This is a genomic window from Pseudoalteromonas luteoviolacea (genome assembly GCF_018100925.1).
GTDB classification, from domain to species: Bacteria; Pseudomonadota; Gammaproteobacteria; order Enterobacterales; family Alteromonadaceae; genus Pseudoalteromonas; species Pseudoalteromonas obscura.
This window is the reverse complement of sequence record NZ_JAGJEH010000020.1, coordinates 1-23,915: the sequence shown is the minus strand read 5'-3', so window position 1 is coordinate 23,915 and position 23,915 is coordinate 1. Positions and strand designations below refer to the sequence as shown.

The window sequence follows — 23,915 nt, the reverse complement described above, 5'->3', positions numbered from 1 at the left end:
TTAGAACACACTCATTTAGCAAGAGTCATCATGATTGCACAAGATACGATAGCAGCTCAGGCAACCGCACCCGGCCGTGGCGGTGTAGGGATCATTCGAATTTCAGGCACAGCAGCGAAGTTAGTTGCAGAAAAAATCTTGGGTAAATGCCCAAAGACACGATATGCCGAATATTTACCATTTAATACCCTAGCTGGAGAGCAACTCGATCAAGGTATCGCATTGTTTTTCCAAGGACCGAATTCCTTTACCGGAGAAGACGTATTGGAATTACAAGGCCATGGTGGTCCAGTTGTCATTGATATGCTGCTTAAAGAGATCAGCCAAATTGACGGCGTCAGACTGGCTAAACCTGGTGAATTTTCTGAACGTGCATTTATGAATGATAAGCTAGATTTAACCCAAGCGGAAGCGATTGCTGATCTTATCAATGCCACCAGTGAACAAGCAGCAAAGAGTGCTCTACACTCGTTGCAGGGAGACTTCTCAAAGCATATTAATGTGCTGGTAGAGAAAGTGATCCACTTGCGCATGTATGTTGAAGCAGCGATTGACTTTCCAGATGAAGAAATCGATTTCTTGTCTGATGGTAAGGTAGCTGGCGACTTACAAGCAATCATCACACAATTAGCCGAGGTTCGGCGTCAAGCCAAACAAGGCAGTATCATGCGCGAGGGTATGCGTGTTGTTATAGCTGGGCGTCCTAATGCAGGTAAGTCATCTTTGTTAAATGCGCTAGCAGGTAGAGAAGCAGCCATCGTTACAGATATTGCAGGCACTACCCGAGATGTTTTAAGAGAGCATATTCATATTGATGGTATGCCACTGCATATTATCGATACAGCAGGGCTTCGTGATAGCCCGGACAAAGTCGAACAAATCGGGATCGAACGAGCTTGGGAAGAGATCAGCGGCGCAGATCATGTTTTATTTATGGTCGATGGTACAGATACCCAAGAAACCGATCCACTGAAAATCTGGCCTGAATTTATGGAAAAGCTGCCAACAGGCATGGAGATCACAGTTATTCGCAATAAGATCGATTTGTGTGGTGAACAACAAGGGTTGTGCCAACAGGGTAATTACCCTGTTTTAAGACTCAGTGCGCAAGCCAATACTGGCATTGATACCTTGCGAGAGCATCTCAAAGCGTGTATTGGATTTACCGGTGCAAATGAAGGTGGGTTCATGGCGCGCCGCCGTCACCTTGATGCATTAGAGCGTGCAGCAGAACACTTGGAAATAGGTCAAACACAGTTAGAAATGCATATTGCCGGTGAAATCTTAGCCGAAGAACTGCGCTTAACTCAGCAACATCTGAATGAAATTACTGGAGAATTTACATCAGATGATCTACTAGGCAAAATATTCAGTTCATTCTGCATCGGCAAATAACCTATGAGATACCCGATGCGTGAGCAGCGGGTATCCTATCACCAAGTTACTTACTAGATACCAGCGGCGTTACACCTTTAATACCCAAATTATGTAGCAATTGGATTGCGCCGTATTCAAAATCATACAAGCTGTCTGACACGACTTGATGATTCGCGGTGATCACTCGAATACCAAGCGGTTCTACCATCGCAGCATTTACCCCCCAAAACCCGGAATGACCAACGCTTGTAAAGCCATTCATTTGGTATTTAGCCAATGCCAATCCATATGACTGCGACATATTTTCTCCTGAGAATATAGGCATCCAATGCGATTGAATCGCTTCATTTAGTTTAGGATCTTGAACCAAAGTCCGCTGGTGGAGTGCTGTAAAATACAGATTAAGATCGTCAATAGTTGATACTAATCCACCTCCGGCCCAAGCAAACGAAGTATTCACGCCTAATGCTACAATATTGTGATTTCCATGTAGTGCAGGTGGAACATGCTCAACATCAGAAATATTGAAGTAATGTTCAACAATTTTATCATCACCCCTTGCCGGCTCATGTTGATCCATATAAGTATTATTCATACCTAGAGGCAAATACACCCGCTCATATAGTAATTGCTCGAAGCTTTTTCCAGTATATTGCTCTAGTGCCCAAGCCAGAATGTCCGTATTGCTGTTGCCATATAGATGCTGCTCACCCGGCATATTATCAAGCGACTGCGTGATACCTCGTCGCAATAGATCTTCAATTAACAGATCGGAATGCCATACAGCAGGAATATCTTCTCCTGTGCCTAGCAACGCAGCTTGAAAAGATCTTGTGTCTGGCGCGTTCAAATCTGATAGGTAAGAAACAAAGTCTTCAATACCACTAGTTTGATCCAACAATTGTCGTACCGTGATCGCCCCACCCCGTTTAACACCATTGAGGACATGAAAATCTTCCACTTGATAACCCTTGGGCATATCCGATTCTGAGACTAGCTCAGCAAGTGTGGTATCAAGTGTAATAACACCTTCATCAATCAGGGAAAAAGTAACACCAGCACTGAGGGTTTTTGAAATACTTGCAATACGAAATGGTGTATCTACCAATAAAGGGACTCGATCATCTTTATCTCTATAACCGACAGCTCCACGCCATACTTGGCCCTCAATGCCAAAATCGATAAGTGCTTGCATCCCGGGAACCAGTTCTGTCGATTCACTGTAAGTGTCGCTGAGTAATTTGTCTAACTGCGGGAAAACAGCCTCTTCAAGACTTTGCGCAGTGACAATAAAGCGCGACTTTTCCTTCAAACGCCATATATCATTTGCTTCAATTTCAAATATATACTCCCCTGCTTTGGCTGGTAAAGTCACCTCGATGGATTGATCTTTATTGCCATCAACTTCAAGAGTTGCCTGAGCAGGCCCAGAAATTTGGCGCCATTTAATGTCCTGTAAATTATTGTCTTTATCACTTACAACAGCCGTCAATGACAATTGCGTTGTGACAATCGCACTATGATTTGGCTGCGCAACTTCAATATTGGGTGCATGGTTATCGTCATTGCAGCCAGCCAATAAACTGCAAATCAAGCCAGGTAACACTAAGTTTTTTGGTTTCATTTCATCGCTCCTTTGATCAATGAAGCGATCTTAGTGCCTAATTAGCATGCAAGACTGTCTAGAATTCGTTTAAAAGTGAGAATGAATGTACACATTTCATACAAAGCAATGAATAACAGAGAAAGGTTTGTACATCTCAGACACTACTATCAAAGTAATATCGGACATAATGAACATACTCATATTAATAAAACACCCAGTTTGCAGAGGAAAACGATCAATTTTTACTAGCTCAGTACAGAAAACCCTCACTTCAGCCCTCAAAAATAACTAAAAACACGATCTTTTAGAATATTTTTTTATATAGATCTAACTTTATAGATCCAAAAAAACAAGATCGCCCCCGCAAATAAGATCATTGTTCATGCACAATTATCCACACACTGGCATTTCGCTGTACATCATTAACTTTAGGAGCCAATGAAAGGCAAAGTCTTCGCATCCCACTACCTACTTACACCCTGCTTATCCACAATTATTAAAGAATTACCGCAGCAGGAATAATTTATTTACACCTTTTAAATCAACACCTTATTAAGTTTAACCCACAAAAGAGTGAAATTTCATCTAATTATTTTTATCCCAAGGCTGAAGTAACACTTTACTTCTTTTTGATCCCTATTATCATGAGCCGCATATACAGAGAGATATTGAGAAACGATGAGTAATATTGAGATCATTATTGGTAGCCAAATGGGCTCAGCTGAATATGTTGCAGAGCAATTAGCTGAGGATCTAAATGCCCGCGCTTTAACATGCAATGTACATGAACAGCCAGATTTGTCTGAATGCGCAAGTAATATATGGCTACTTGTGACCTCTACTTATGGTGCAGGTGATTATCCTGAAAACCTATTGCCTTTTATCTCACAACTTGATGAACAAGCAGATCTAAGCCATGTCCGCTTTGCCGTTGTTGGTATAGGCGACTCAAGCTATGACACCTATAACCATGCAGCCATGAACAGTGAAAAGCTTTTAATTGAAAAAGGTGCGCAAGCGCTTTTGCCAACTCTAAAGATAGATGTATTAGATGAAGCATTACCTGAAGATACCGCGTTAGCTTGGTTACCTCAGTTTAGTGAGCTGGTAGTAAATAGCTAAACAAGATCAGTTCTTCATAAGTTATCCACATTTTCTTATTTTTGAAACACCGTATGTGGATAACCTTTGATCTAACTGCTGATCTAGCATTACTTATCCATTGGATAAATTTAATCGGATTTGTGGCTGTGAATAAATAGGCTATTTGATCAAAGCTTATCCGCCCTTAGATCCGATCTAATTCACACTATATGATCTGGCTTAAGTCCATGGATCAAAATAGGAATATAACCTTATTCACAGATCTAGCCTTGACTAAATATAAGATCAATAAAGATCTTTAAAAAGATCCTTATATATTTTAAGTGATCCATTTTTGGCTTTGGCTAATATTTAATCGTTTCACTTCTGCGTTTTTCTAGGTAGAATACGCACCCTTTCGAAATTTGCTGGTTGTTTTTAAGTAGGATCCCGTAAATGATTTATCATGAACATTTTGACGTAATCGTGGTTGGTGGCGGTCATGCTGGTACAGAAGCTGCGTTGGCAGCTGCACGTATGGGTATGAATACCTTATTGTTAACTCACAATATGGATACTTTAGGCCAAATGTCTTGTAACCCAGCGATCGGCGGGATCGGCAAAGGTCACTTAGTGAAAGAGATCGACGCACTTGGTGGCGCTATGGCACAAGCGATCGATAAAGGCGGGATCCAATTTAGAACGCTTAACTCATCTAAAGGTCCAGCGGTAAGAGCAACAAGGGCACAAGCAGATCGTGCATTGTACAAAGCAGCGATCCAAGATACTTTGCAAAACCAAGAAAACTTAAAAATATTCCAACAAAGTTGTGATGATCTGATCGTAGAACAAGATCAAGTCAAAGGCGTGGTAACGCAAATGGGTTTGCGCTTTAGTGCACAATCCGTAGTACTGACTGTAGGTACATTTTTAGGTGGTCAGATCCATATTGGCCTTGAAAACTACAAAGGCGGTAGAGCAGGGGATCCTCCTTCAATTGCACTAGCACACCGTTTACGTGAATTACCGTTCAGAGTAGATAGACTTAAAACAGGTACTCCACCACGTATTGATGCGCGTACTGTAGATTTTTCAGTTATGCAAGAGCAACCAGGTGATACACCGACACCTGTATTCTCATTTTTGGGTAAACAATCAGATCATCCTACGCAGATCCCTTGTTATATTACTTATACGAATGAGAAAACCCATGATGTGATCCGTGAAAACCTTCATCGTTCACCTATGTATGCCGGCGTTATTGAAGGGGTCGGACCGAGATATTGCCCATCAATTGAAGATAAAATTGTGCGCTTTGCTGATAAAGAAAAGCACCAGATCTTTGTTGAGCCTGAAGGCCTAACATCCTATGAGCTATATCCTAATGGTATTTCCACCAGCTTACCTTTTGATATTCAGTTGGACATTGTCCGCTCGATCAAAGGGTTTGAAAATGCTCATATCTGTCGCCCGGGTTATGCCATTGAATACGACTTTTTTGACCCCAGAGATCTAAAACAATCTCTTGAAACCAAATTCATCAATGGTCTGTTCTTTGCTGGTCAAATTAATGGTACAACTGGCTATGAAGAGGCGGGTGCACAGGGTTTAATCGCTGGTATGAATGCTGCGTTGCAAGTTAAAGGAGAGGATCCTTGGACACCTCGTCGTGATGAAGCCTATACAGGTGTACTGATTGACGATCTAGCAACCTTAGGCACAAAAGAACCTTATCGTATGTTTACCAGCCGTGCCGAGTACCGTTTGCTTCTACGTGAAGATAACGCAGACTTGCGCCTTACAGAAAAAGGTCGGGAGCTAGGCTTGGTAAATGATGAGCGCTGGGCAGCATTTAATAACAAGCTAGAAGTAATGGAGCAAGAAGCACAACGTCTTCGCTCTACTTGGATCCACAAAGATCATGAAGCGTTAGATCAAGTCAATGCACTGCTCAAATCGCCGCTGACGCGAGAGGCTAGCCTCGAAGATTTGATCCGCCGTCCTGAAGTGAGCTATCGCGAGCTTATGGCCATTGACGGCTTAGCCAGTGAACACGATAACTGGCCTGCTCTTGAGCAGGTTGAAATTCAGACTAAATATGCTGGATATATAGCGCGTCAACAAGATGAGATTAATAAACAGCTTCGCCACGAAGAAACTTTGCTACCAGCCGAATTTGATTATAGTCAGGTAAGTGGGTTGTCTAACGAGGTGGTTGCTAAGCTTACTGATGCGCGTCCACAAACGATTGGCCAAGCATCGCGTATTTCTGGTATCACCCCAGCCGCTATTTCGCTATTATTAGTCTATCTGAAAAAGCAAGGGCTGTTGCGCAAGTCTGCGTAACAGCAATGGAAAACTGTGTTATTAGAACAACTCAATGCTTTGTTGGCTGAAACAGAGATTTCGCTGACCGAAAATCAAAAACAGCAGCTTGTCGATTATGTCGGGTTGCTCGACAAATGGAATAAAGCCTATAACCTGACTTCTGTACGTGATCCGAAAGAGATGATGGTTAAGCATATCTTGGATTCACTGGTTGTTGCACCACACCTTACTGGCAAACACTATATTGATGTTGGCACGGGTCCGGGGTTACCAGGTATTGTATTGGCGATCGCATTGCCCGACACTGAATTTGTGTTGCTTGATAGCCTTGGAAAAAGAGTACGTTTTTTAACCCAAGTAAAACATGCGCTTGGACTAAAAAACGTGACACCAGTGCAGTCTCGTGTTGAAGAATATCAGCCAAGTGTTAAATTAGACGGTGTACTGAGTCGTGCATTTGCGTCCCTGCAAGATATGGTGCAATGGTGTACACATTTGATTGACTCATCAGGACGATTTGTTGCACTGAAAGGAATGTATCCGCAAGATGAATTAAATTGTCTGCCTGAAGGCATTTCTTTAGAGCAAAATATCACCTTGCAGGTACCTAACCTTGAAGGTGAACGTCATTTAATTATTCTTACTAAAGACTAAACTCGAGGACACTGTGGCTAGAGTCATTGCAATTGCAAACCAAAAAGGTGGTGTTGGCAAAACAACCACTGCGGTTAACCTTGCTGCCTCGATGGCGGCAACGAAAAGAAAAGTACTGCTGATAGATTTGGATCCACAAGGCAATGCCACCATGGGCAGTGGTGTTGATAAATATAGTGACGTGGCAACTATCTATGATCTGCTGATCGAAGAAACACCCATCAAAGAGGTGATCTGTACAGACACTTCTGGTGAGTATGACCTCATTTCGGCCAACGGTGATGTGACCGCTGCGGAAGTGAAGTTGATGGAGCTGTTCGCCCGTGAAGTCCGTTTGCGTAACGCCATTGAGTCTATTCAAGACGACTACGAGTTTATTTTCATTGACTGTCCTCCTTCATTAAATATGCTAACCGTCAACGCAATGGCTGCTGCTGATTCTGTTATGGTGCCGATGCAATGTGAGTACTATGCATTAGAAGGATTGACGGCATTGATGGATACCATCACGCAGCTGTCGAAATTGGTTAACCCTGAACTGCAAATTGAAGGGATTTTACGTACCATGTACGACCCTAGAAATCGATTAGCGAATGATGTATCAGAACAGCTTAAACAACATTTTGGTGAAAAAGTTTACCGCACTGTGATCCCAAGGAATGTGCGCTTGGCTGAGGCGCCAAGTTTTGGTGCGCCAGCGATGTATTACGATCGTGCGTCAAGTGGTGCCAAAGCATACCTTGCACTGGCTGGAGAAATGTTACGCCGTCAAGAAAAACAAGCCGCTGCTGTAGCTTAAGAGGATAAAAAACAACATGTCGGTGAAAAAAAGAGGATTAGGTAGAGGCTTAGATGCATTATTAAGTTCTGCTAAGCCACCTTCAGGTATGACTCCCCCTGAAGAAACGAAAGTGCAAGCTCCAGAGCTGGCACCAGCCCCTGATAGCCAACAGTCAGAAACATCAGATCAAGAATTACAGCGACTGCCGATCGAATTTTTGCAGCGTGGTAAGTATCAACCGCGTAAAGATATGTCAGAACAAGCGCTTGAAGAGTTGGCAAACTCAATACGTGCGCAGGGGGTGTTACAACCTATTGTCGTTAGACAACTAAGTTCTGAACAGTATGAAATTATTGCGGGTGAACGTCGTTGGCGTGCTTCACAGCTTGCTGGGTTGGACGTTGTCCCGTGTATTATCAAAGATGTGGAAGATGATGCCGCAGTAGCGATTGCGTTAATAGAAAATATTCAACGTGAAGATCTTAACGCCATGGAAGAAGCGGTTGCGCTAGATCGATTGCTCACTGAATTTAATTTAACCCATCAGCAAGTTGCTGATGCTGTAGGTAAATCACGTACAACTGTGACTAACTTGTTACGTTTAATCAATCTCAATGATGATGTAAAAATCTTGTTAGAACATGGTGATATAGAAATGGGCCATGCTCGGTGTCTATTATCACTACAAGGCGAAGCTCAATCAGAGGCTGCTCGCACTGCGGTTGCAAAAGGACTGACTGTGCGTGAGACCGAAAAGCTGGTTCGTGCCATGCAAGAGCCTGTGGCTAAAAAAGAAACAAAGGAAAAAGACCCCGATGTCAAACTGTTAGAGCAACAGCTTGCAGAAAATTTGGGGGCGAAAGTCGAGATCAACTACAATCAAAAAGGCAAAGGAAAGCTGGTTATATCCTACGCAGATCTTGATGAACTAGACGGTATTCTTGGGCGGATCCACCCAGATTTACAACAACCCTCCTAAAGGTCAAAATTGCGGCGGATTGAGTGCTTAATTTATACCTCATTTCGTCGCGTCAAGTTGCAAATTGAGCAGAAATCAGTATAATTTCGCCAGTTTTTATACCCTGATAAATTTTAGCGTCATTAAGGTTAATATAAAGTGACTCATTCGTTAGCTGGCCCGTATAGACGCGCCGCATTAAAAGGTGTCTTGCTTCAGGGTATCGTAGCATTAGTAGCTGCAGTAATAGTTTTAGTAGGTTGGGGAGTACAAGCCGGTATGTCAGCGTTGGTTGGCGGCTTTGCTATTGTGCTTCCCAATTTAGTATTTGCTTTGTATTCATTTCGATTTGTCGGAGCGAGCAAAGCGAATCAAGTGTATGACTCGTTAAAACGAGGCAAAGGATTAAAATTTTTGCTAACCATTTGCATGTTTGCACTGGCGTTTAAACATTTGAGTGTCATGGCGTTGCCATTTTTCTGCTGTTACATACTAGTGATGTTCTCGCAGTGGCTAGCACCGATTTTTTTTAATCATTAACTTTTGGGATAAAACATGGCTGCAGAAGAAGTTACTCTATCAAGCCATATTCAGCACCACTTGACCAATGCCAAGATGTGCTCGACCGATGCCGGTCTTGCCTTCAATAAAGCATGTGCGGATAGTGGATTCTGGACATGGCACGTAGATACCCTCGCATGGTCAATCGGTTTAGGTCTGGTTTTTTTATGGATCTTCCGAAGCGCCGCTAAAAAATCCACTACTGGTGTACCTGGCAAATTTCAGTGCTTTATTGAGATGATTGTTGAGTTCGTTGGCGACAACGTACGCGATACTTATCATGGTAACAGCAAGCTGATTGCCCCATTAGCCCTAACAATTTTTGTTTGGGTGTTCTTAATGAACTTAATGGACTTGGTTCCTGTTGATTTCCTACCTGCATTTGCTGGCTTTGTTGGCGAAACTGCATTTGGTATGGACTCACACGATGTATACATGAAAATTGTACCGACAACTGACTTAAATATGACGGCAGCACTGGCTATCGGCGTATTCCTTCTGATGATCGGTTATTCAATTAAAATCAAAGGCATCGGTGGCTTTATTGCTGAGCTAACACTTCACCCGTTCAGCACTAAAAACAAGATTGGTATGATTTTCCTTATCCCTTGTAACTTGTTACTTGAAACTATCGCGCTATTTGCTAAGCCTTTCTCGCTAGCACTGCGTTTGTTCGGTAACCTGTACGCGGGTGAAATGATCTTCATCTTGATCGGTGCAATTGGCTTAATGCAGTTACCACTGCACTTTATCTGGGCTGCTTTCCACATCTTAGTTATCGTTCTACAGGCATTCGTATTTATGATGCTTACGATCGTATACCTGAGCATGGCAAGTGCAAAAGATAGCCACTAAGAATATAATTTTTAAAAGATTTTTTAACTTTAACTTTAATTTACAAATGAAACTTTGGAGAAAAAAATGGAACTAGTATTAGGTCTTAAGCTTATCGCTGTTGCTTTACTTATCGGCTTCGGTGCTATCGGTACTGCTATCGGCTTCGGTAACATGGGTGGTAAATTCCTAGAAGCATGTGCTCGTCAGCCTGAGCTTGCACCTTCACTACAAGTTAAAATGTTCATCCTTGCTGGTCTAATCGATGCGGTAGCGATGATCGGTGTTGGTATCGCTATGTACATGTTGTTCGCGCTTTAATTTTTTAGACAATAGCTGAATCGAACAACTGTCAAGTAAGGAGGAGCGGTCGTGAACTTAAACGCCACTCTAATAGGTGAATTAATTGCATTTACGGTATTCGTACTTTTCTGTATGAAATACGTATGGCCACCGCTAAATAGTGCAATTGAAGCTCGCCAGAAGAAAATTGAAGATGGTTTAGCTGCCTCTGATAAAGCTGAAAAAGATCTTGAGCAAGCGCGTGAAAAAGCTGCTGAGCAGCTTAAAGAAGCAAAGACTCAAGCGGCTGAAATCATTGAGCAAGCTAAAAAGCGTGCTGCGCTTATCGTTGACGAAGAAACTATTCGTGGTCAACAAGAGCGTGAGAAGATTATTGCTCAAGGACACTCTGAAATCGAAACAGAGCGTAACCGTGTGAAAGAAGAGCTACGTACTCAAGTAGCTAGTCTGGCTTTGGTTGGCGCAGAAAAGATTTTAGAGCGTGAAATCAATCAAGACGCACACAGCGATATCGTTGATAAGCTAGTTGCTGAGCTTTAATTAGGAGGGTATGAGCATGTCTGAATTGACTACTATCGCTCGCCCATACGCTAAAGCGGCTTTTGAACTTGCTGTTGAAAAAGGCACAGTTGAAGCTTGGAATGAAATGCTGTTCTTCGCGGGTCAAGTGACCAGCGATGAACAGGTTCAGGCGTTACTGGGTAGCATCGCTACTCAGGCTGAACAGTCTGAAATCATTATCAAGCTATGTGCTGAACAACTCGACGAGCAAGGTCAAAATCTTATCAAGCTGATGGCCGAAAATGAGCGTTTATCTGCAGTCCCTGCAGTTGCTGAATTATTTGCTGAATTTAAAGCAGATTATGACAAAGAAATTGACGTTGACGTGGTTTCTGCAACTGAACTTGCGCAAGAGCAGCAAGATAAATTGGGCGCTGCGTTAGAGAAACGTTTCGCACGCAAAGTTAAGCTGAATTGTAGCATCGATGAAACCGTGGTAAGCGGTTTGGTTATTAAGGCTGGCGATACCGTAATTGACGGTAGCGTACGCGGTAAATTAGACCGCTTAGCAGTGTCGCTACAATCGTAATTGGGAAAAAGAGCATGCAACTTAATTCCACAGAAATTTCTGCACTGATCAAGCAGCGTATTGAGCAGTTTGAAGTTGTAAGTGAAGCACGTAACGAAGGTACTATCGTATCTGTTACTGACGGTATCATCCGCATCCACGGTCTAGCTGACTGTATGCAAGGTGAGATGATCGAGCTTCCTGGCAACCGTTATGCTATCGCATTGAACCTCGAGCGTGACTCAGTAGGTGCGGTAGTTATGGGTCCTTACGCAGACCTTAAAGAAGGCGTAAAAGTACAATCTACAGGTCGTATCCTTGAAGTACCAGTAGGCCGTGGTCTACTAGGTCGTGTTGTTAACACTCTAGGTGCACCAATCGATGGTAAAGGTGCACTAGACAACGATGGTTTCGAACCAGTTGAAAAAATTGCACCAGGTGTAATCGAGCGTCAATCAGTAGACGAGCCAGTACAAACTGGTTATAAGTCTATCGATGCGATGATCCCAGTTGGTCGTGGTCAGCGTGAGCTAGTTATCGGTGACCGTCAGACTGGTAAAACTGCACTTGCTATCGATGCTATCATCAACCAAAAAGACACAGGCGTTAAGTGTGTGTACGTAGCGGTTGGTCAAAAAGCATCTACTATCGCAAACGTAGTACGTAAATTAGAAGAGCACGGTGCACTTGAAAACACAATCGTTGTTGTTGCATCTGCTTCAGAATCAGCAGCGCTACAATACCTAGCGCCATTTGCTGGTTGTACTATGGGTGAATACTTCCGTGACCGCGGTGAAGACGCGCTAATCGTATATGATGATCTGTCTAAGCAAGCTGTTGCTTACCGTCAGATCTCACTACTACTTAAGCGTCCACCAGGTCGTGAAGCATACCCAGGTGACGTATTCTACCTTCACTCACGTCTTCTAGAGCGTGCATCACGTGTAAACGCTGATTACGTTGAGAAGTTCACTAATGGTGAAGTGAAAGGTAAAACAGGTTCATTGACGGCATTGCCAATCATTGAAACTCAAGGTGGTGACGTTTCTGCATTCGTACCTACTAACGTTATCTCAATCACCGATGGTCAGATCTTCCTAGAAACTGACTTATTCAACGCAGGTATCCGTCCAGCTGTTAACGCTGGTATCTCGGTATCTCGTGTAGGTGGTGCAGCGCAAACGAAAATCGTTAAGAAACTAGGTGGTGGTATCCGTCTAGCACTAGCTCAGTACCGTGAACTAGCAGCGTTCTCTCAGTTCGCTTCTGATCTTGACGATGCAACACGTGCACAGCTTGAGCACGGTGAGCGCGTAACAGAGCTAATGAAGCAGAAGCAATACGCACCTATGTCTGTTGCTGAAATGTCTCTGTCTCTATTTGCAGCTGAGAAGGGCTTCCTACAAGACATCGAAATCAACAAGATTGGTGATTTCGAAGAAGGCCTAATTGGTTTTGCAAACAGCACATACGCAGCGCTGATGACTCAAATCAACGAAACTGGTAACTACAACGCTGAGATTGAAGCGCAACTTAAAGAGCTTCTAGAGAAGTTCAAGTCGACGCAAACTTGGTAATTTAGTTATTCATGGTGACTTCGGTCACCACTGATTCGGAGAGAGAGTCATGGCCAGCGGAAAAGAGATAAAAAGCAAGATCGGGAGTATTAAGAATACTCAGAAGATCACCAGCGCGATGGAAATGGTTGCCGCTTCTAAAATGAAGAAGGCACAAGACCGTGTGGCGTCAAGCCGTCCATACGCTGAGAACTTACGCAAAGTGATCGGTCGTGTTGCTCAAGCAAATCTTGACTTTCATCACCCGTTCCTTGAGGACCGTGATGTAAAGCGAGTTGGTTATATTGTTATCTCAACTGACCGTGGTCTATGTGGTGGCTTGAACTCAAATGAGTTTAAGAAAATCACACAAGACGTTAAAGCGTGGAAAGATAAAGGCGTTGATGCCGAATTTGCTACTTTAGGTAGCAAGGCAGCTGGTTTCTTCCAACGTTTTGGCGGTGAGTTACTCGCTAAAAAAGCGGGTCTTGGAGATGCACCTTCAATTCAGGATGTAATTGGTCCTGTAAAAGTAATGCTAGATGCATTTGCTGAAGGTAAAATTGACCGCTTGTTCGTTGTGTACAACAAATTCGTTAACACGATGAAGCAAGAGCCAACGATCGAACAGTTATTACCTTTGCCAAAAGCTGAAGAAGAAGTATCAGCCCACGCTTGGGATTACTTATATGAGCCGAGCCCAGAAGCGATTCTAGAGACGCTATTGGTACGTTTCATTGAGTCTCAGGTGTACCAGGGTGTAGTAGAAAATGCTGCATCTGAACAGGCTGCCCGTATGGTTGCGATGAAAGCCGCAACTGATAACGCAGGCGACCTAATGGATGAGCTGCAACTTGTTTACAACAAAGCACGTCAGGCTGCAATCACACAAGAGATCAGTGAGATTGTTGGCGGTTCGGCTGCTGTATAACGCTTCGGCAAAGTTTAACGAGAGGAATAGACATGAGTTTAGGTAAGGTCGTCCAAATTATCGGCGCCGTTGTGGACATTGAGTTCCCACAAGACAACGTGCCAGCCGTATATGACGCACTAAAAGTTACAGAAGGCGACCTAGCTGGTTTGACACTAGAAGTGCAACAGCAGCTAGGTGGCGGTGTGGTACGTGGTATCGCACTTGGTACTACTGACGGTCTACGTCGTGGTATCTCAGTAGAAGGCACAGGTGAGCCAATCAAGGTTCCAGTTGGTACAAAGACCCTAGGTCGTATCATGGACGTACTTGGTCAGCCTATCGATGAAGCAGGTCCAATTGGTGAAGAAGAGCGTATGTCAATTCACCGTGCTGCGCCTTCATACGAAGATCAATCAAGTTCAGTTGAGCTACTTGAAACAGGTATCAAGGTAATCGACCTTGTATGTCCGTTCGCGAAAGGTGGTAAAGTTGGTCTATTCGGTGGTGCCGGTGTAGGTAAAACCGTAAACATGATGGAACTTATCCGTAACATCGCAATCGAGCACAGCGGTTACTCTGTATTCGCAGGTGTTGGTGAGCGTACTCGTGAGGGTAACGATTTCTACCATGAGATGAACGACTCAAACGTACTAGACAAAGTATCTCTAGTATATGGTCAGATGAACGAGCCACCGGGTAACCGTCTACGTGTTGCACTAACGGGTCTAACTATGGCTGAGAAGTTCCGTGACGAAGGTCGTGACGTACTTTTCTTCGTAGATAACATCTACCGTTATACTCTTGCAGGTACTGAGGTATCAGCACTACTAGGTCGTATGCCTTCAGCGGTAGGTTACCAGCCAACTCTTGCAGAAGAGATGGGTGTACTACAGGAGCGTATCGCATCAACTAAGACTGGTTCAATCACTTCAATCCAAGCGGTATACGTACCTGCGGATGACTTGACTGACCCATCGCCAGCTACAACGTTCGCGCACCTTGACGCAACAGTAGTACTTTCACGTGACATCGCGTCTCTAGGTATCTACCCTGCGGTAGACCCACTAGATTCAACTTCACGTCAGCTAGATCCTCAAGTAATCGGTAACGAACACTATGAGACTGCACGTGGCGTTCAGACTGTACTTCAGCGTTATAAAGAGCTGAAAGACATCATCGCGATCCTAGGTATGGACGAGCTATCTGATGAAGATAAGCAAGTTGTATCTCGCGCACGTAAAATCCAGCGTTTCCTATCTCAGCCGTTCTTCGTTGCTGAGGTATTCACTGGTGCACCTGGTAAATACGTATCTCTTAAAGACACAATCTCTGGCTTTAAGGGCATCCTAAACGGTGATTACGATGATATGCCTGAGCAGGCATTCTACATGGTTGGCTCAATCGACGAAGCAGTTGATAAAGCTAAAAACATGTAATTAGGAGGTTGTTATGGCAATGACAGTACAACTTGACGTAGTTAGCGCAGAACAGAGTGTTTTCTCTGGTGCTGTTGCAACGATTCAAGTAACAGGTAGTGAAGGTGAATTAGGTATTCACCCTGGCCACGCGCCACTCCTGACTGGCCTAAAACCTGGTATGGTTCGTTTGGTTAAAGAAGATGGTGCTGAAGAGATCATCTACGTTGCAGGCGGTACGCTTGAAGTTCAACCTAAGACGGTAACTGTTCTAGCGGACGTTGCTATCCGTGGTGAAGAGCTTGACGAGCAGGCTGCTGAAGAAGCCAGACGTGAAGCTCAAGCGCAAATGTCTTCAGGTTCTACTGCTGACCTTGATTACGATCGAGCAGCTGTACAGCTTGAAGAAGCGCTTGCACAGCTACGCGTTATTCGCCAGTTGCGCAAATAACCAACCACCTATTTGGTTTAAAGCCCACATGCTAATGGCATGTGGGTTTTTTTATGCCTCAGGTTTGAGACGAGTACTGAGCTCACCTAACGCTTATCAAAGCGAATACAATACTACTGTGTTTTTTCCCCCTTACTATGTTATGTTATATTTTTAGCTTAGATGAGCCACCTAATTATCGCGTATGGCTGTTCACGTATAACTTAGGTTAATAATTATAAATAATTACTGTTAGGGTGCACGCTAAAGGCCGTACTCACTTTATTGCATAATTAAAAGCAATGAGTTACAACGTTTAACATATTTGCTTGAGTAAAAAATTGCTTTAAGTAAAATGGTGATTTGTTAGGACCCTGTTCGTGTAAAATTCATCATGAATGAAGTGAGATTTTCTAGGCAAGTAAAGGAAGTAAAATTTGGCGAATGGGTGCTGGATCCCAAGCGTCAGTGTATCTCTGATGGCGATACGACACGGGAATTGGAGCCGCTTTTATTTCGTTTACTGTGCTATTTGATCATTAATAATGAGCAAATTATCACTCGGCAAGATTTGGTAGATGACGTTTGGAACCAAAATTTTGTTGATGATAATGCGATTAACCGTGCTATGTCTGAGTTGCGCAAAATCCTTAAATCAGACAAACAGCGTGGTATTGTAGTTAAAACCCATTACCGAAAAGGATATAGTTTTTTTCTCGAACCACAGATTATTTACCACCCAGATCAACCTTCCAGTACTTCTCCTGAACCAAACCTCGATAGAACGATTACCACCCCTTTAGACGCGATAACTCGCGAGATACCAGAACAGCCTAAAGCCCAGCGGCGTAAACGCTTGAGTTGGCTGTTGGCAGGGGCTGCGGTACTTGGTGCTGTGACTTTGGCTAGCTTGGATGTTGTGCAATTTAATTTAGATTACGCTAACAAGGATGAAGGCGTGCTACAGACACTCGATCAGCCGATCAAAGAAAGTGTTTTATCATGGGTTCAAGGGCGTTATACCCTACTCAACCTATCACCGAATGATGCCATGGTGGCTTATTCATTTATTCAGCGCGATACAGATTATTACTCTCTAGTTGTCAAAAGCTTAAAGAGTGGTCATGAACGCCGATTGGGTGAGCAGGGGGTAAATTATTACCCGGTTGGTTGGTCTTCGGACTCAAGTACAATTTACTATAGAATCGTTGATGGCGATAAATGCCAAGTATGGCAATTAAGTGCTGACTTTGTGTCGGGGAACCAGTTTTTGTTTGACTGTAAGCTCAATAGCATGACCGGAGGTGGTATTAATCAAGACCGTCTGGTGTACGCAAAAAGTGGTTATCGAAATCGCGATGAATTATCGGCATTAACCAATCGAGATTTATTAACGGGCGAGGAGTTTCAGATCACCTCGCCAAACTTGAACTCTTATGGCGATCGGTTTTTAGCCTATGTGCCAGAAAAGGAGATTATCTTATTTGAAAGGCGTCAATACGATATCAATGAACTCTATATGACTGACCCTGATGGTGGTAATCAAGTTAAGCTCTATGAGTCTCAGTCTCGTATTTGGACCTTAAACTATGACGATAAGTCTGGGCAGTTAGTTTGGTTTGATAACTCTCAAAACATTGTTTACAGCTTTTCTCTAGAAGAAAAAAGGCTAGTGAAAGCGCAAAAGTTAATGACCGAGCAATCCTATGCCAACTATGAAACTCTTAACAGTCGCGAACTATTGATGACCAGTTACCCCTTTGTTATGGATATCTATACCCTAGATATTCAAGATAGGATACTGAGTCCTCAAATTAAGAGTATTCGAGAGGATGCGGCTGCAATAGAGGTGCCCAACGGCTATTTATTTTTAACTCGAATTGGTCATTTATATCGGATTAATTTTAAGGCTAATGATGGTCAAGTATCCGCTTTGGGGTTACCCGATTCAGATTACAAAACTATCAGATACAACCGCGCTGCTGATGAGCTACTGATCCATTACGCCAATAAAATCGAAGTTTACACATTGGATGATTTGACGTTGAAAATGGCTAAGCCTGTCAACGGGACCATTGTATCTGCAGAGTATTGGAGTGAGAGTGAAATAAGCTATACCGTTGTTGATGAGACAAAGGTGAACAGCAAAGCTTATGTGCTTTCCAGTCTAGATGAAAAAGTGCGAGAGCTACCAACTCAAAGCACGCTATGGCTTGATAAAATAAATGACACTATGTTAGTAACCTTGTCATCCAATGATATTTTGTCTGCATTTGATTTACGCACTGGTGAGGTGGTACATAATTTGGAGTTACCACCAGCCAAATACAAACACTCTGTCACTATCTTAAATGGGCATATTTATCACTCGGATGGAGAGAGCATTCATAAAATAGACTTCGCGACAGAGTCTATTATTGAGCCTATTTATACGGTAGACGAATCCAAGTTTGTCATTGACAGAGTACGCAGTTCAGACTCAGGTAGTTTAATAGTGGATATGATCGAAGTAGTTGAAAATCAACTGCTCAAAGTGTCTTTGCTAGAGACTGACACGGCCATGTAACCAAAAATACCAAATGAAATATGACAGGCAGACACTATTGTGTTTGCCTTTTTATTAATTGCTACATGCTACATTCTTCTATACTCATCTTCATTGTCCCGCTTAATTCCATTGGAAAGTTAATTTTTATTTATTGAACAAAGTATGCATGCTTGTGAGTGCCTAATTGGCCGCTGTACTTTTAGAAAAGAAATTTGCCGCTCGAAAGGCCTTGTGTGTACTTTTTTACTATTTTGAAATGATATTTGTAGTATTGCTAAATGTTATTATTCCGAATATTTCAAAGGTTATTTTTATATCAATAAAAAACAATAACTTACAAAATGTTATCGCGGGTTATATAAGGTTTAATAACTACCATTACACGCTGAGTTTGTTTATCTTGGAAACATCAAAGCACACGTAGATGTGCAAATAAAAAACAGTAATTAAATAATTAGCCCTAAGAAGCGTAATGGAATAAACAGGAGTTTAGCTATGCTACTTTTTCTAAAAACAAAAAAATTAAAATCTTTAACTCGTAATGATGCGCTAGGCGGACAGCAAACTAAGCAAATTGGTGGCGGTAATACTGATACAATTACACGTCCAATTCAACCACCTAAACCTGAGCTAAAAGTTAAATAATTAAACCCAACAACAAACCATAGTGGAGCTTGATCATGTTGCTTTCTCTAAAGACAAAGAAATTAAAAACACTGACAAACAAAGAAGTAATTGGTGCACAGCTAACAAAGCAAGTTGGCGGCGGTAATACGGATACGGTAACGCGTCCAGATACCATACAAAACTAGTTAGACAAACCAAATAAAAATAATATTAGGGGCTAGGCCATGTTGCTTTTTTTAAAAACCAAAAGACTAAAAACACTGACATCTAAAGATGCATTGGGTGCACAGCAGACAAAGCAAATTGGTGGTGGTAATACGGACACAGTTACACGCCCGGACACTAGGCCTGATCTTAATAACTAATTAATAAATTTAAAAACTATAAACCTTACAATGATATTGGAGCTGGACCATGTTACTTTCTCTAAAAACAAAGAAACTAAAAACACTGTCGAATAAAGAAGTCATCGGCGATCAGCTGACAAAACAAATTGGTGGTGGCAACACTGACACTGTCACACGCCCAGATACTAGACCTGATTGCTTAAGCGGTAAATAGCAAAGGAAGCTTTCTATCAATTGGCGCGCAGAGCTAGGTAATATAGCCGTTGGAGAAGAACATAATAATACTCACCAACAATGTGGCACTAGACACTAAATTTACAGAATAAATTGGCGGTGAAGTTTCATTTATAGGTACTTAATTGCGTTATATACAGGAAGTGCTTGTTGGGGCTTATGACTGAATTTCACCAATTGATAGGAACTATTTTTTACGGATTGATATGAAAAGCTTATTTACTTTGTCTTTGATTTTACCAACCTTTCAGACGCCAATGATTGGTCAATTGTACCTGCAAGAGCCTGCCGTAGAATATTACTTCACCAGGGAAACAGGGACTGCTATACGTGCCAACCAGCTGGAGGTTGGCAGTTTAGTTGAAAAAGGACAGGTGTTACTGACTTTTAAAGCAAAGTCCAATAAAGGCGAAGACAAAGTATATATTTCCAACACCAATGGGTATGTGGAGTTTATTAGTGAAGAAGCCAGCACTCAGTCGCAATTGTCGTCGGGTGATTTAATGGTTAAAGTCTCGTCTTCACATGTGCTTGGCATTTATAATTTTGATAAAAATTATGATGTAAGCCAGTTAGACCAAAGCCTGTGGTTATGTACTGACCGCAAGCCGGTAAAGTTCAAGGTTGATAGTGTGCTAGAAAGTAGTTTGCTGGTTTCAGTAGAGCTCAGTCAAATGAAATATAGTGATCTTTTGAAGTTTTCTCGCGATGAAAATGTTCAATTATACCCAGATCAAAATGCTTGCGTAACCAATTAGATTTTATTGCTCAAAAGGGCTGTAAGCACAAGTCAAACATCGTTACCTATAAATCTCCGTTATCCCCTAGATACAGAGCTGTGATCTGTCCTAAACGCGCTTCAACGCTATCTTTTACTCTGAAAAATAAGTTTCCAAAATAAGAACATAGACGATATTTGAATGCGTACACCATTAAACACGAATTCATTTTGGTTCTAGCTTTCAATCTGTAACCTATTTGCGCAAAAGCGACCAACCTAAACTTCTATCGCCACTAATTTTAGTTACGCGAAAATACCTGTTCTATTTCTGAATTATGCAATCAATTACGTCTTCGCAGCATCGAAATAATATGGCCTGTGTAGCCGTATTTTCACTTCTGAATTGCTTTAAGGTGTTGGTCCTATGTTTCTTTTTGGGGAAATGTTATCGCTGGTTATTCCCTTTTGCAGGGACTTTTTAACGGCTTCGCATATAGGGAGCACCTGAAGGGCGTAGCTGATATTTTAAATATACTCCATGTGTCTACTTCGGTTTATTAAGACTTCAACTAAAGAATGTATATCGAATTTTGAAGTTGCTTTTAGCTGGTGGATTATAGCTCATTATTAAACAATACATAGTTAATTTTATTGCTAATAAATGGAGTTATCTTTTTGATTTTTATTGTTATATTTCTTTATTTGATTTTTTGACTGGGCACGCTCTCAGGGATAAATTTAAACACATGACGACACGGGAGCTTGATAAAAAAATCGCGCTCATTGCTTTGAATGTGAGGAAGAAAAAATGAAACCTACCGAACAAGATAGCTACAACCCATTTAAGGATGGAGAGTCCATCAGACGCATCATTGACTTGTTTGATTCAATTCATCATGCAGATGATTTAAAAGAGGCACTTAAAACTATCGCTCGTGATGTAGGGTACGATTGTTTGGCATTCGTAGACTATAGTCCACTGCCGAACCATATTCAGCCTGTGCAAGTTTATGGACACTACCAAGAAGAGCTCGCGGTGTTATTTGAAAGCGATAAAGTGCTCGCACATTCAAAATCAGGAATTAGGCTTTGTTCGCTTGCAAAGCTCACTGGTGCGCTAAACATCGCCGAGTCTTTACACGTATTACCGCTTAGGGGCATAAAAGGCATTATTGGAGCTTTAGTGTTTAATGTTCCATGTGAACTTGCTTATAAAGTGACTGTAGAGCAAGTCGACTGGTATTGGACTATCTTGTCTCCTTCATTACTTAATGCGGCATTACGGTGTCGAAAAGACCACTTCAATATTACAAAGAGAGAGCGCGATTGTGTTCTTTGGGCATCCGAAGGTAAAACGTCTTGGGAAATTAGCCAAATACTCGGTATTACAGAGCGTACAGTCAATTTCCATTTGACCAACTGCATCGAAAAGACACAGAGCGCGAACCGCCAGCAGGCTATCGTTAAGTGTTTAATAAATAACCTTATTTAGATTGATTTAGGAATACTGCTACCGATTATTTGGTAGCAAAGGGGCAAGGATGTCTTTCTACTCACTTTAACTACAACAAACCTAACGAGGTGTTTTATGAAAACTAGCAAACAAAACAAAAAAGCAGTTATCCAAGCAGAAGAATTATTGGCAAAAATTGAAGGTGGCTCATCTCTAAGCAATAACTACCCGAGTCAAAGCAAAGAGCAAGATGAACTCGGTATGGAGGCGAGTGGCCCTGGTGTTCAAATTTACGGCACACCTAACAACGACTAAAAACGAAACAGACTCGTATTAATTCACATCTGATTAGGGGCAACTTATGACGGACTTAAACCAACGTTCAGACCTTAGGGTTAATGCTAAATTTCGGCAAACATATGCTGTTTGGGAAATTACATTAAAGTGCAACCTTGCTTGTAGCCATTGTGGCTCGAGAGCAGGGGATGCCAGAGTCAATGAATTGTCCACGAGTGAGGCGCTTGACTTAGTCTGCCAAATGGCTGAGCTAGGTATTAAAGAAGTTACCCTGATTGGAGGTGAAGCGTTTATGCGACCTGACTGGCTGCTTATTGCAGCCGAAATCACCAAAAAAGGAATGAAGGCCACCATGACGACAGGTGGTTATGGTATTTCTCTTGGTACTGCTAAGCGTATGAAAGCAGCCGGTATTGCATCTGTTTCATTGTCCATTGACGGATTGGAACAAAGTCATGACTTGCTGCGTGGGCGAGAGGGGGCATATCAACAGTGCTTTAAAACTATCTCGCATTTACGTGAAGTTGGGATCCCCGTTGCCTGTAATTCTCAGGTCAACAGGGAATCCGTTGCCGAGCTGCCAATGTTGTACGAAGTACTGCGAGATGCTGGTGTAACAGCATGGCAGCTTGCTTTAACTGTGCCTATGGGCAATGCAGTTGAAAACTCTCATATCTTATTGCAACCATATGAGCTGCTCGATGTTTTTCCGTTACTGGCTTATCTATCTAAACGCGGTAATAGTGAAGGGGTCCGGGTGCATATGGGTAATAACATCGGATATTTTGGTCCATATGAGCGGTTGCTACGAGAACCGATTGCGATCGATCCCAAATGGGCGTTTTCTCGCGGCTGTAGTGCGGGGCAAAATGCCATCGGAATTGAAGCTGACGGAAGTATTAAAGGGTGTCCTTCTTTGCCGTCTGACGAATATGTCGGAGGTAATATTAGAGAGCGTACATTGCAGGATATTTATCAAAATAGTCCTCAAATGCGGATAAATGATATTAATGAGCCCGAAGATGCTACACGGCATTTATGGGGAGAGTGTGGCTCGTGTGAATTTGCTTCAGTCTGCCGTGCTGGTTGTCATTGGACTGCGCATGTTTTCTTTGGCAAGCGAGGGAATAACCCCTATTGCCACCATAGAGCGTTAAAAAAAGCTGCTAAGGACCAAAGAGAGCGGTTTTACATTAAGCAAGCTGCACCAGGAAAAGCATTCGATCATGGTATTTTTGCCATTCAGGATGAGTTGTGTGTTTTCAATCATGATACTGAGCAGTTCAGAATTGAGGATGTCTCTGTCCCCGCTAGGTGGATGGAGGAAGGGCTTGACTTGATAGCAATGATAAATGAAGAAAAAACCAGTGCTATAAATAGTTATAAATCCTTGAATTTATAATGTTGCTAAATATATATAATTACCTTTTATGGGTATTTATATTGGTGTTGTTTATTTTAAAAAACCCAGCCATAGGCTGGGTTTTTTTATTTGCATAATCAAGCTTCAATTGTTTATTTTTTGAACTCTGTAATTTGTTACAGTTACAATTTGTTAAAGTGTTTGCTATTTTTTTATCATGTTTTAAACAAGTTTATTTATATCTTGTTTTTATTATCTGGCTATATTTATCAGTTTTTTAAGTAGTTTAATGTTTACGATAAGTCGATTTATCGATACATCATAATGAATATAAATAATCTCATAACTTGGAGGCTGTCATGGTAGAACGCGTAATCATCATCGACTAAGTACAAACAGTACTAAAAAGGATTAACACAATGAATATTAAAACAAATTATAACTTGGAGGCTGTCAT

At 42.1% G+C, this 23,915-nt stretch carries 25 protein-coding genes; 24 read left to right on the top strand and 1 reads right to left on the bottom strand.

Annotated elements, in window-relative coordinates; all coding sequences use genetic code 11:
* Nucleotides 1-30 precede the first annotated feature (30 nt).
* Nucleotides 31-1,395, top strand: a complete 1,365-nt coding sequence (mnmE, locus tag J8M00_RS26375; protein WP_211013369.1) for a tRNA uridine-5-carboxymethylaminomethyl(34) synthesis GTPase MnmE — start codon at nt 31-33, stop codon at nt 1,393-1,395.
* A 46-nt stretch (nt 1,396-1,441) separates the two neighbouring features.
* Here the strand turns inward: mnmE and J8M00_RS26370 are convergent, their stop codons facing one another.
* Nucleotides 1,442-3,001, bottom strand: coding sequence for a serine hydrolase domain-containing protein (locus J8M00_RS26370; protein ID WP_211013368.1), 1,560 nt, complete (start codon nt 2,999-3,001; stop codon nt 1,442-1,444).
* Nucleotides 3,002-3,661: 660 nt separating this feature from the next.
* Between J8M00_RS26370 and mioC the strand changes: the two genes are divergently transcribed.
* From mioC to J8M00_RS26260, 23 genes are all read left to right on the top strand, one after another.
* The gene (gene mioC / locus J8M00_RS26365; RefSeq protein ID WP_211013367.1) at nt 3,662-4,105 is read left to right on the top strand and encodes an FMN-binding protein MioC; all 444 of its coding nucleotides are present in this window, start codon (nt 3,662-3,664) and stop codon (nt 4,103-4,105) included.
* 417 nt (nt 4,106-4,522) lie between these two features.
* On the top strand, nt 4,523-6,412 hold the full coding sequence (gene mnmG / locus J8M00_RS26360; protein ID WP_211013366.1) for a tRNA uridine-5-carboxymethylaminomethyl(34) synthesis enzyme MnmG: 1,890 nt from the start codon (nt 4,523-4,525) through the stop codon (nt 6,410-6,412).
* Nucleotides 6,413-6,427: 15 nt separating this feature from the next.
* Complete coding sequence (gene rsmG, locus J8M00_RS26355) at nt 6,428-7,048, top strand: 16S rRNA (guanine(527)-N(7))-methyltransferase RsmG (RefSeq protein ID WP_211013365.1); 621 nt, start codon at nt 6,428-6,430, stop codon at nt 7,046-7,048.
* A 13-nt stretch (nt 7,049-7,061) separates the two neighbouring features.
* Entirely contained in the window at nt 7,062-7,847 is a 786-nt protein-coding gene (locus J8M00_RS26350) for a ParA family protein (RefSeq protein ID WP_023400943.1), read from the top strand.
* A 16-nt stretch (nt 7,848-7,863) separates the two neighbouring features.
* Nucleotides 7,864-8,808 (top strand): ParB/RepB/Spo0J family partition protein, encoded by a 945-nt coding sequence (locus tag J8M00_RS26345; protein WP_211013364.1) that lies wholly within the window; start codon nt 7,864-7,866, stop codon nt 8,806-8,808.
* 138 nt (nt 8,809-8,946) lie between these two features.
* Nucleotides 8,947-9,327 carry an ATP synthase subunit I gene (locus tag J8M00_RS26340; protein WP_211013363.1) on the top strand — a complete coding sequence of 127 codons (381 nt, stop codon included), beginning with the start codon at nt 8,947-8,949 and terminating at the stop codon, nt 9,325-9,327.
* Between the two features lie 15 nt (nt 9,328-9,342).
* Nucleotides 9,343-10,203: a F0F1 ATP synthase subunit A gene (atpB, locus tag J8M00_RS26335; protein ID WP_023400940.1), complete on the top strand. Its 861-nt coding sequence runs from the start codon at nt 9,343-9,345 to the stop codon at nt 10,201-10,203.
* 66 nt (nt 10,204-10,269) lie between these two features.
* A complete protein-coding gene (atpE, locus tag J8M00_RS26330; RefSeq protein ID WP_023400939.1) occupies nt 10,270-10,503 on the top strand; it encodes a F0F1 ATP synthase subunit C in 234 nt (77 codons plus the stop codon).
* A 51-nt stretch (nt 10,504-10,554) separates the two neighbouring features.
* Complete coding sequence (atpF, locus tag J8M00_RS26325; RefSeq protein WP_023400938.1) at nt 10,555-11,025, top strand: F0F1 ATP synthase subunit B; 471 nt, start codon at nt 10,555-10,557, stop codon at nt 11,023-11,025.
* Between the two features lie 16 nt (nt 11,026-11,041).
* Nucleotides 11,042-11,575, top strand: a complete 534-nt coding sequence (atpH, locus tag J8M00_RS26320) for a F0F1 ATP synthase subunit delta (RefSeq protein WP_211013362.1) — start codon at nt 11,042-11,044, stop codon at nt 11,573-11,575.
* 14 nt (nt 11,576-11,589) lie between these two features.
* On the top strand, nt 11,590-13,131 hold the full coding sequence (gene atpA / locus J8M00_RS26315) for a F0F1 ATP synthase subunit alpha (RefSeq protein WP_023400936.1): 1,542 nt from the start codon (nt 11,590-11,592) through the stop codon (nt 13,129-13,131).
* A gap of 49 nt (nt 13,132-13,180) precedes the next feature.
* On the top strand, nt 13,181-14,041 hold the full coding sequence (gene atpG, locus J8M00_RS26310) for a F0F1 ATP synthase subunit gamma (RefSeq protein ID WP_023400935.1): 861 nt from the start codon (nt 13,181-13,183) through the stop codon (nt 14,039-14,041).
* A gap of 32 nt (nt 14,042-14,073) precedes the next feature.
* Nucleotides 14,074-15,459 (top strand): F0F1 ATP synthase subunit beta, encoded by a 1,386-nt coding sequence (atpD, locus tag J8M00_RS26305; RefSeq protein ID WP_023400934.1) that lies wholly within the window; start codon nt 14,074-14,076, stop codon nt 15,457-15,459.
* A 13-nt stretch (nt 15,460-15,472) separates the two neighbouring features.
* Complete coding sequence (locus J8M00_RS26300) at nt 15,473-15,889, top strand: F0F1 ATP synthase subunit epsilon (protein WP_211013361.1); 417 nt, start codon at nt 15,473-15,475, stop codon at nt 15,887-15,889.
* A gap of 373 nt (nt 15,890-16,262) precedes the next feature.
* Nucleotides 16,263-18,434, top strand: a complete 2,172-nt coding sequence (locus J8M00_RS26295; protein WP_211013360.1) for a winged helix-turn-helix domain-containing protein — start codon at nt 16,263-16,265, stop codon at nt 18,432-18,434.
* 477 nt (nt 18,435-18,911) lie between these two features.
* Nucleotides 18,912-19,061: a hypothetical protein gene (locus J8M00_RS26290; protein WP_211013359.1), complete on the top strand. Its 150-nt coding sequence runs from the start codon at nt 18,912-18,914 to the stop codon at nt 19,059-19,061.
* A 35-nt stretch (nt 19,062-19,096) separates the two neighbouring features.
* The gene (locus J8M00_RS28555; RefSeq protein WP_282099845.1) at nt 19,097-19,228 is read left to right on the top strand and encodes a hypothetical protein; all 132 of its coding nucleotides are present in this window, start codon (nt 19,097-19,099) and stop codon (nt 19,226-19,228) included.
* Between the two features lie 39 nt (nt 19,229-19,267).
* Nucleotides 19,268-19,408 (top strand): hypothetical protein, encoded by a 141-nt coding sequence (locus J8M00_RS26285; protein WP_211013358.1) that lies wholly within the window; start codon nt 19,268-19,270, stop codon nt 19,406-19,408.
* Nucleotides 19,409-19,457: 49 nt separating this feature from the next.
* The gene (locus J8M00_RS26280) at nt 19,458-19,604 is read left to right on the top strand and encodes a hypothetical protein (protein ID WP_211013357.1); all 147 of its coding nucleotides are present in this window, start codon (nt 19,458-19,460) and stop codon (nt 19,602-19,604) included.
* Nucleotides 19,605-19,830: 226 nt separating this feature from the next.
* On the top strand, nt 19,831-20,382 hold the full coding sequence (locus J8M00_RS26275) for a hypothetical protein (protein ID WP_211013356.1): 552 nt from the start codon (nt 19,831-19,833) through the stop codon (nt 20,380-20,382).
* A 771-nt stretch (nt 20,383-21,153) separates the two neighbouring features.
* Complete coding sequence (locus J8M00_RS28550) at nt 21,154-21,837, top strand: helix-turn-helix transcriptional regulator (RefSeq protein ID WP_211013355.1); 684 nt, start codon at nt 21,154-21,156, stop codon at nt 21,835-21,837.
* Between the two features lie 96 nt (nt 21,838-21,933).
* Nucleotides 21,934-22,113: a hypothetical protein gene (locus J8M00_RS26265; RefSeq protein ID WP_211013354.1), complete on the top strand. Its 180-nt coding sequence runs from the start codon at nt 21,934-21,936 to the stop codon at nt 22,111-22,113.
* Between the two features lie 46 nt (nt 22,114-22,159).
* A complete protein-coding gene (locus tag J8M00_RS26260) occupies nt 22,160-23,497 on the top strand; it encodes a radical SAM/SPASM domain-containing protein (protein WP_211013353.1) in 1,338 nt (445 codons plus the stop codon).
* The last annotated feature ends 418 nt before the right edge of the window (nt 23,498-23,915 follow it).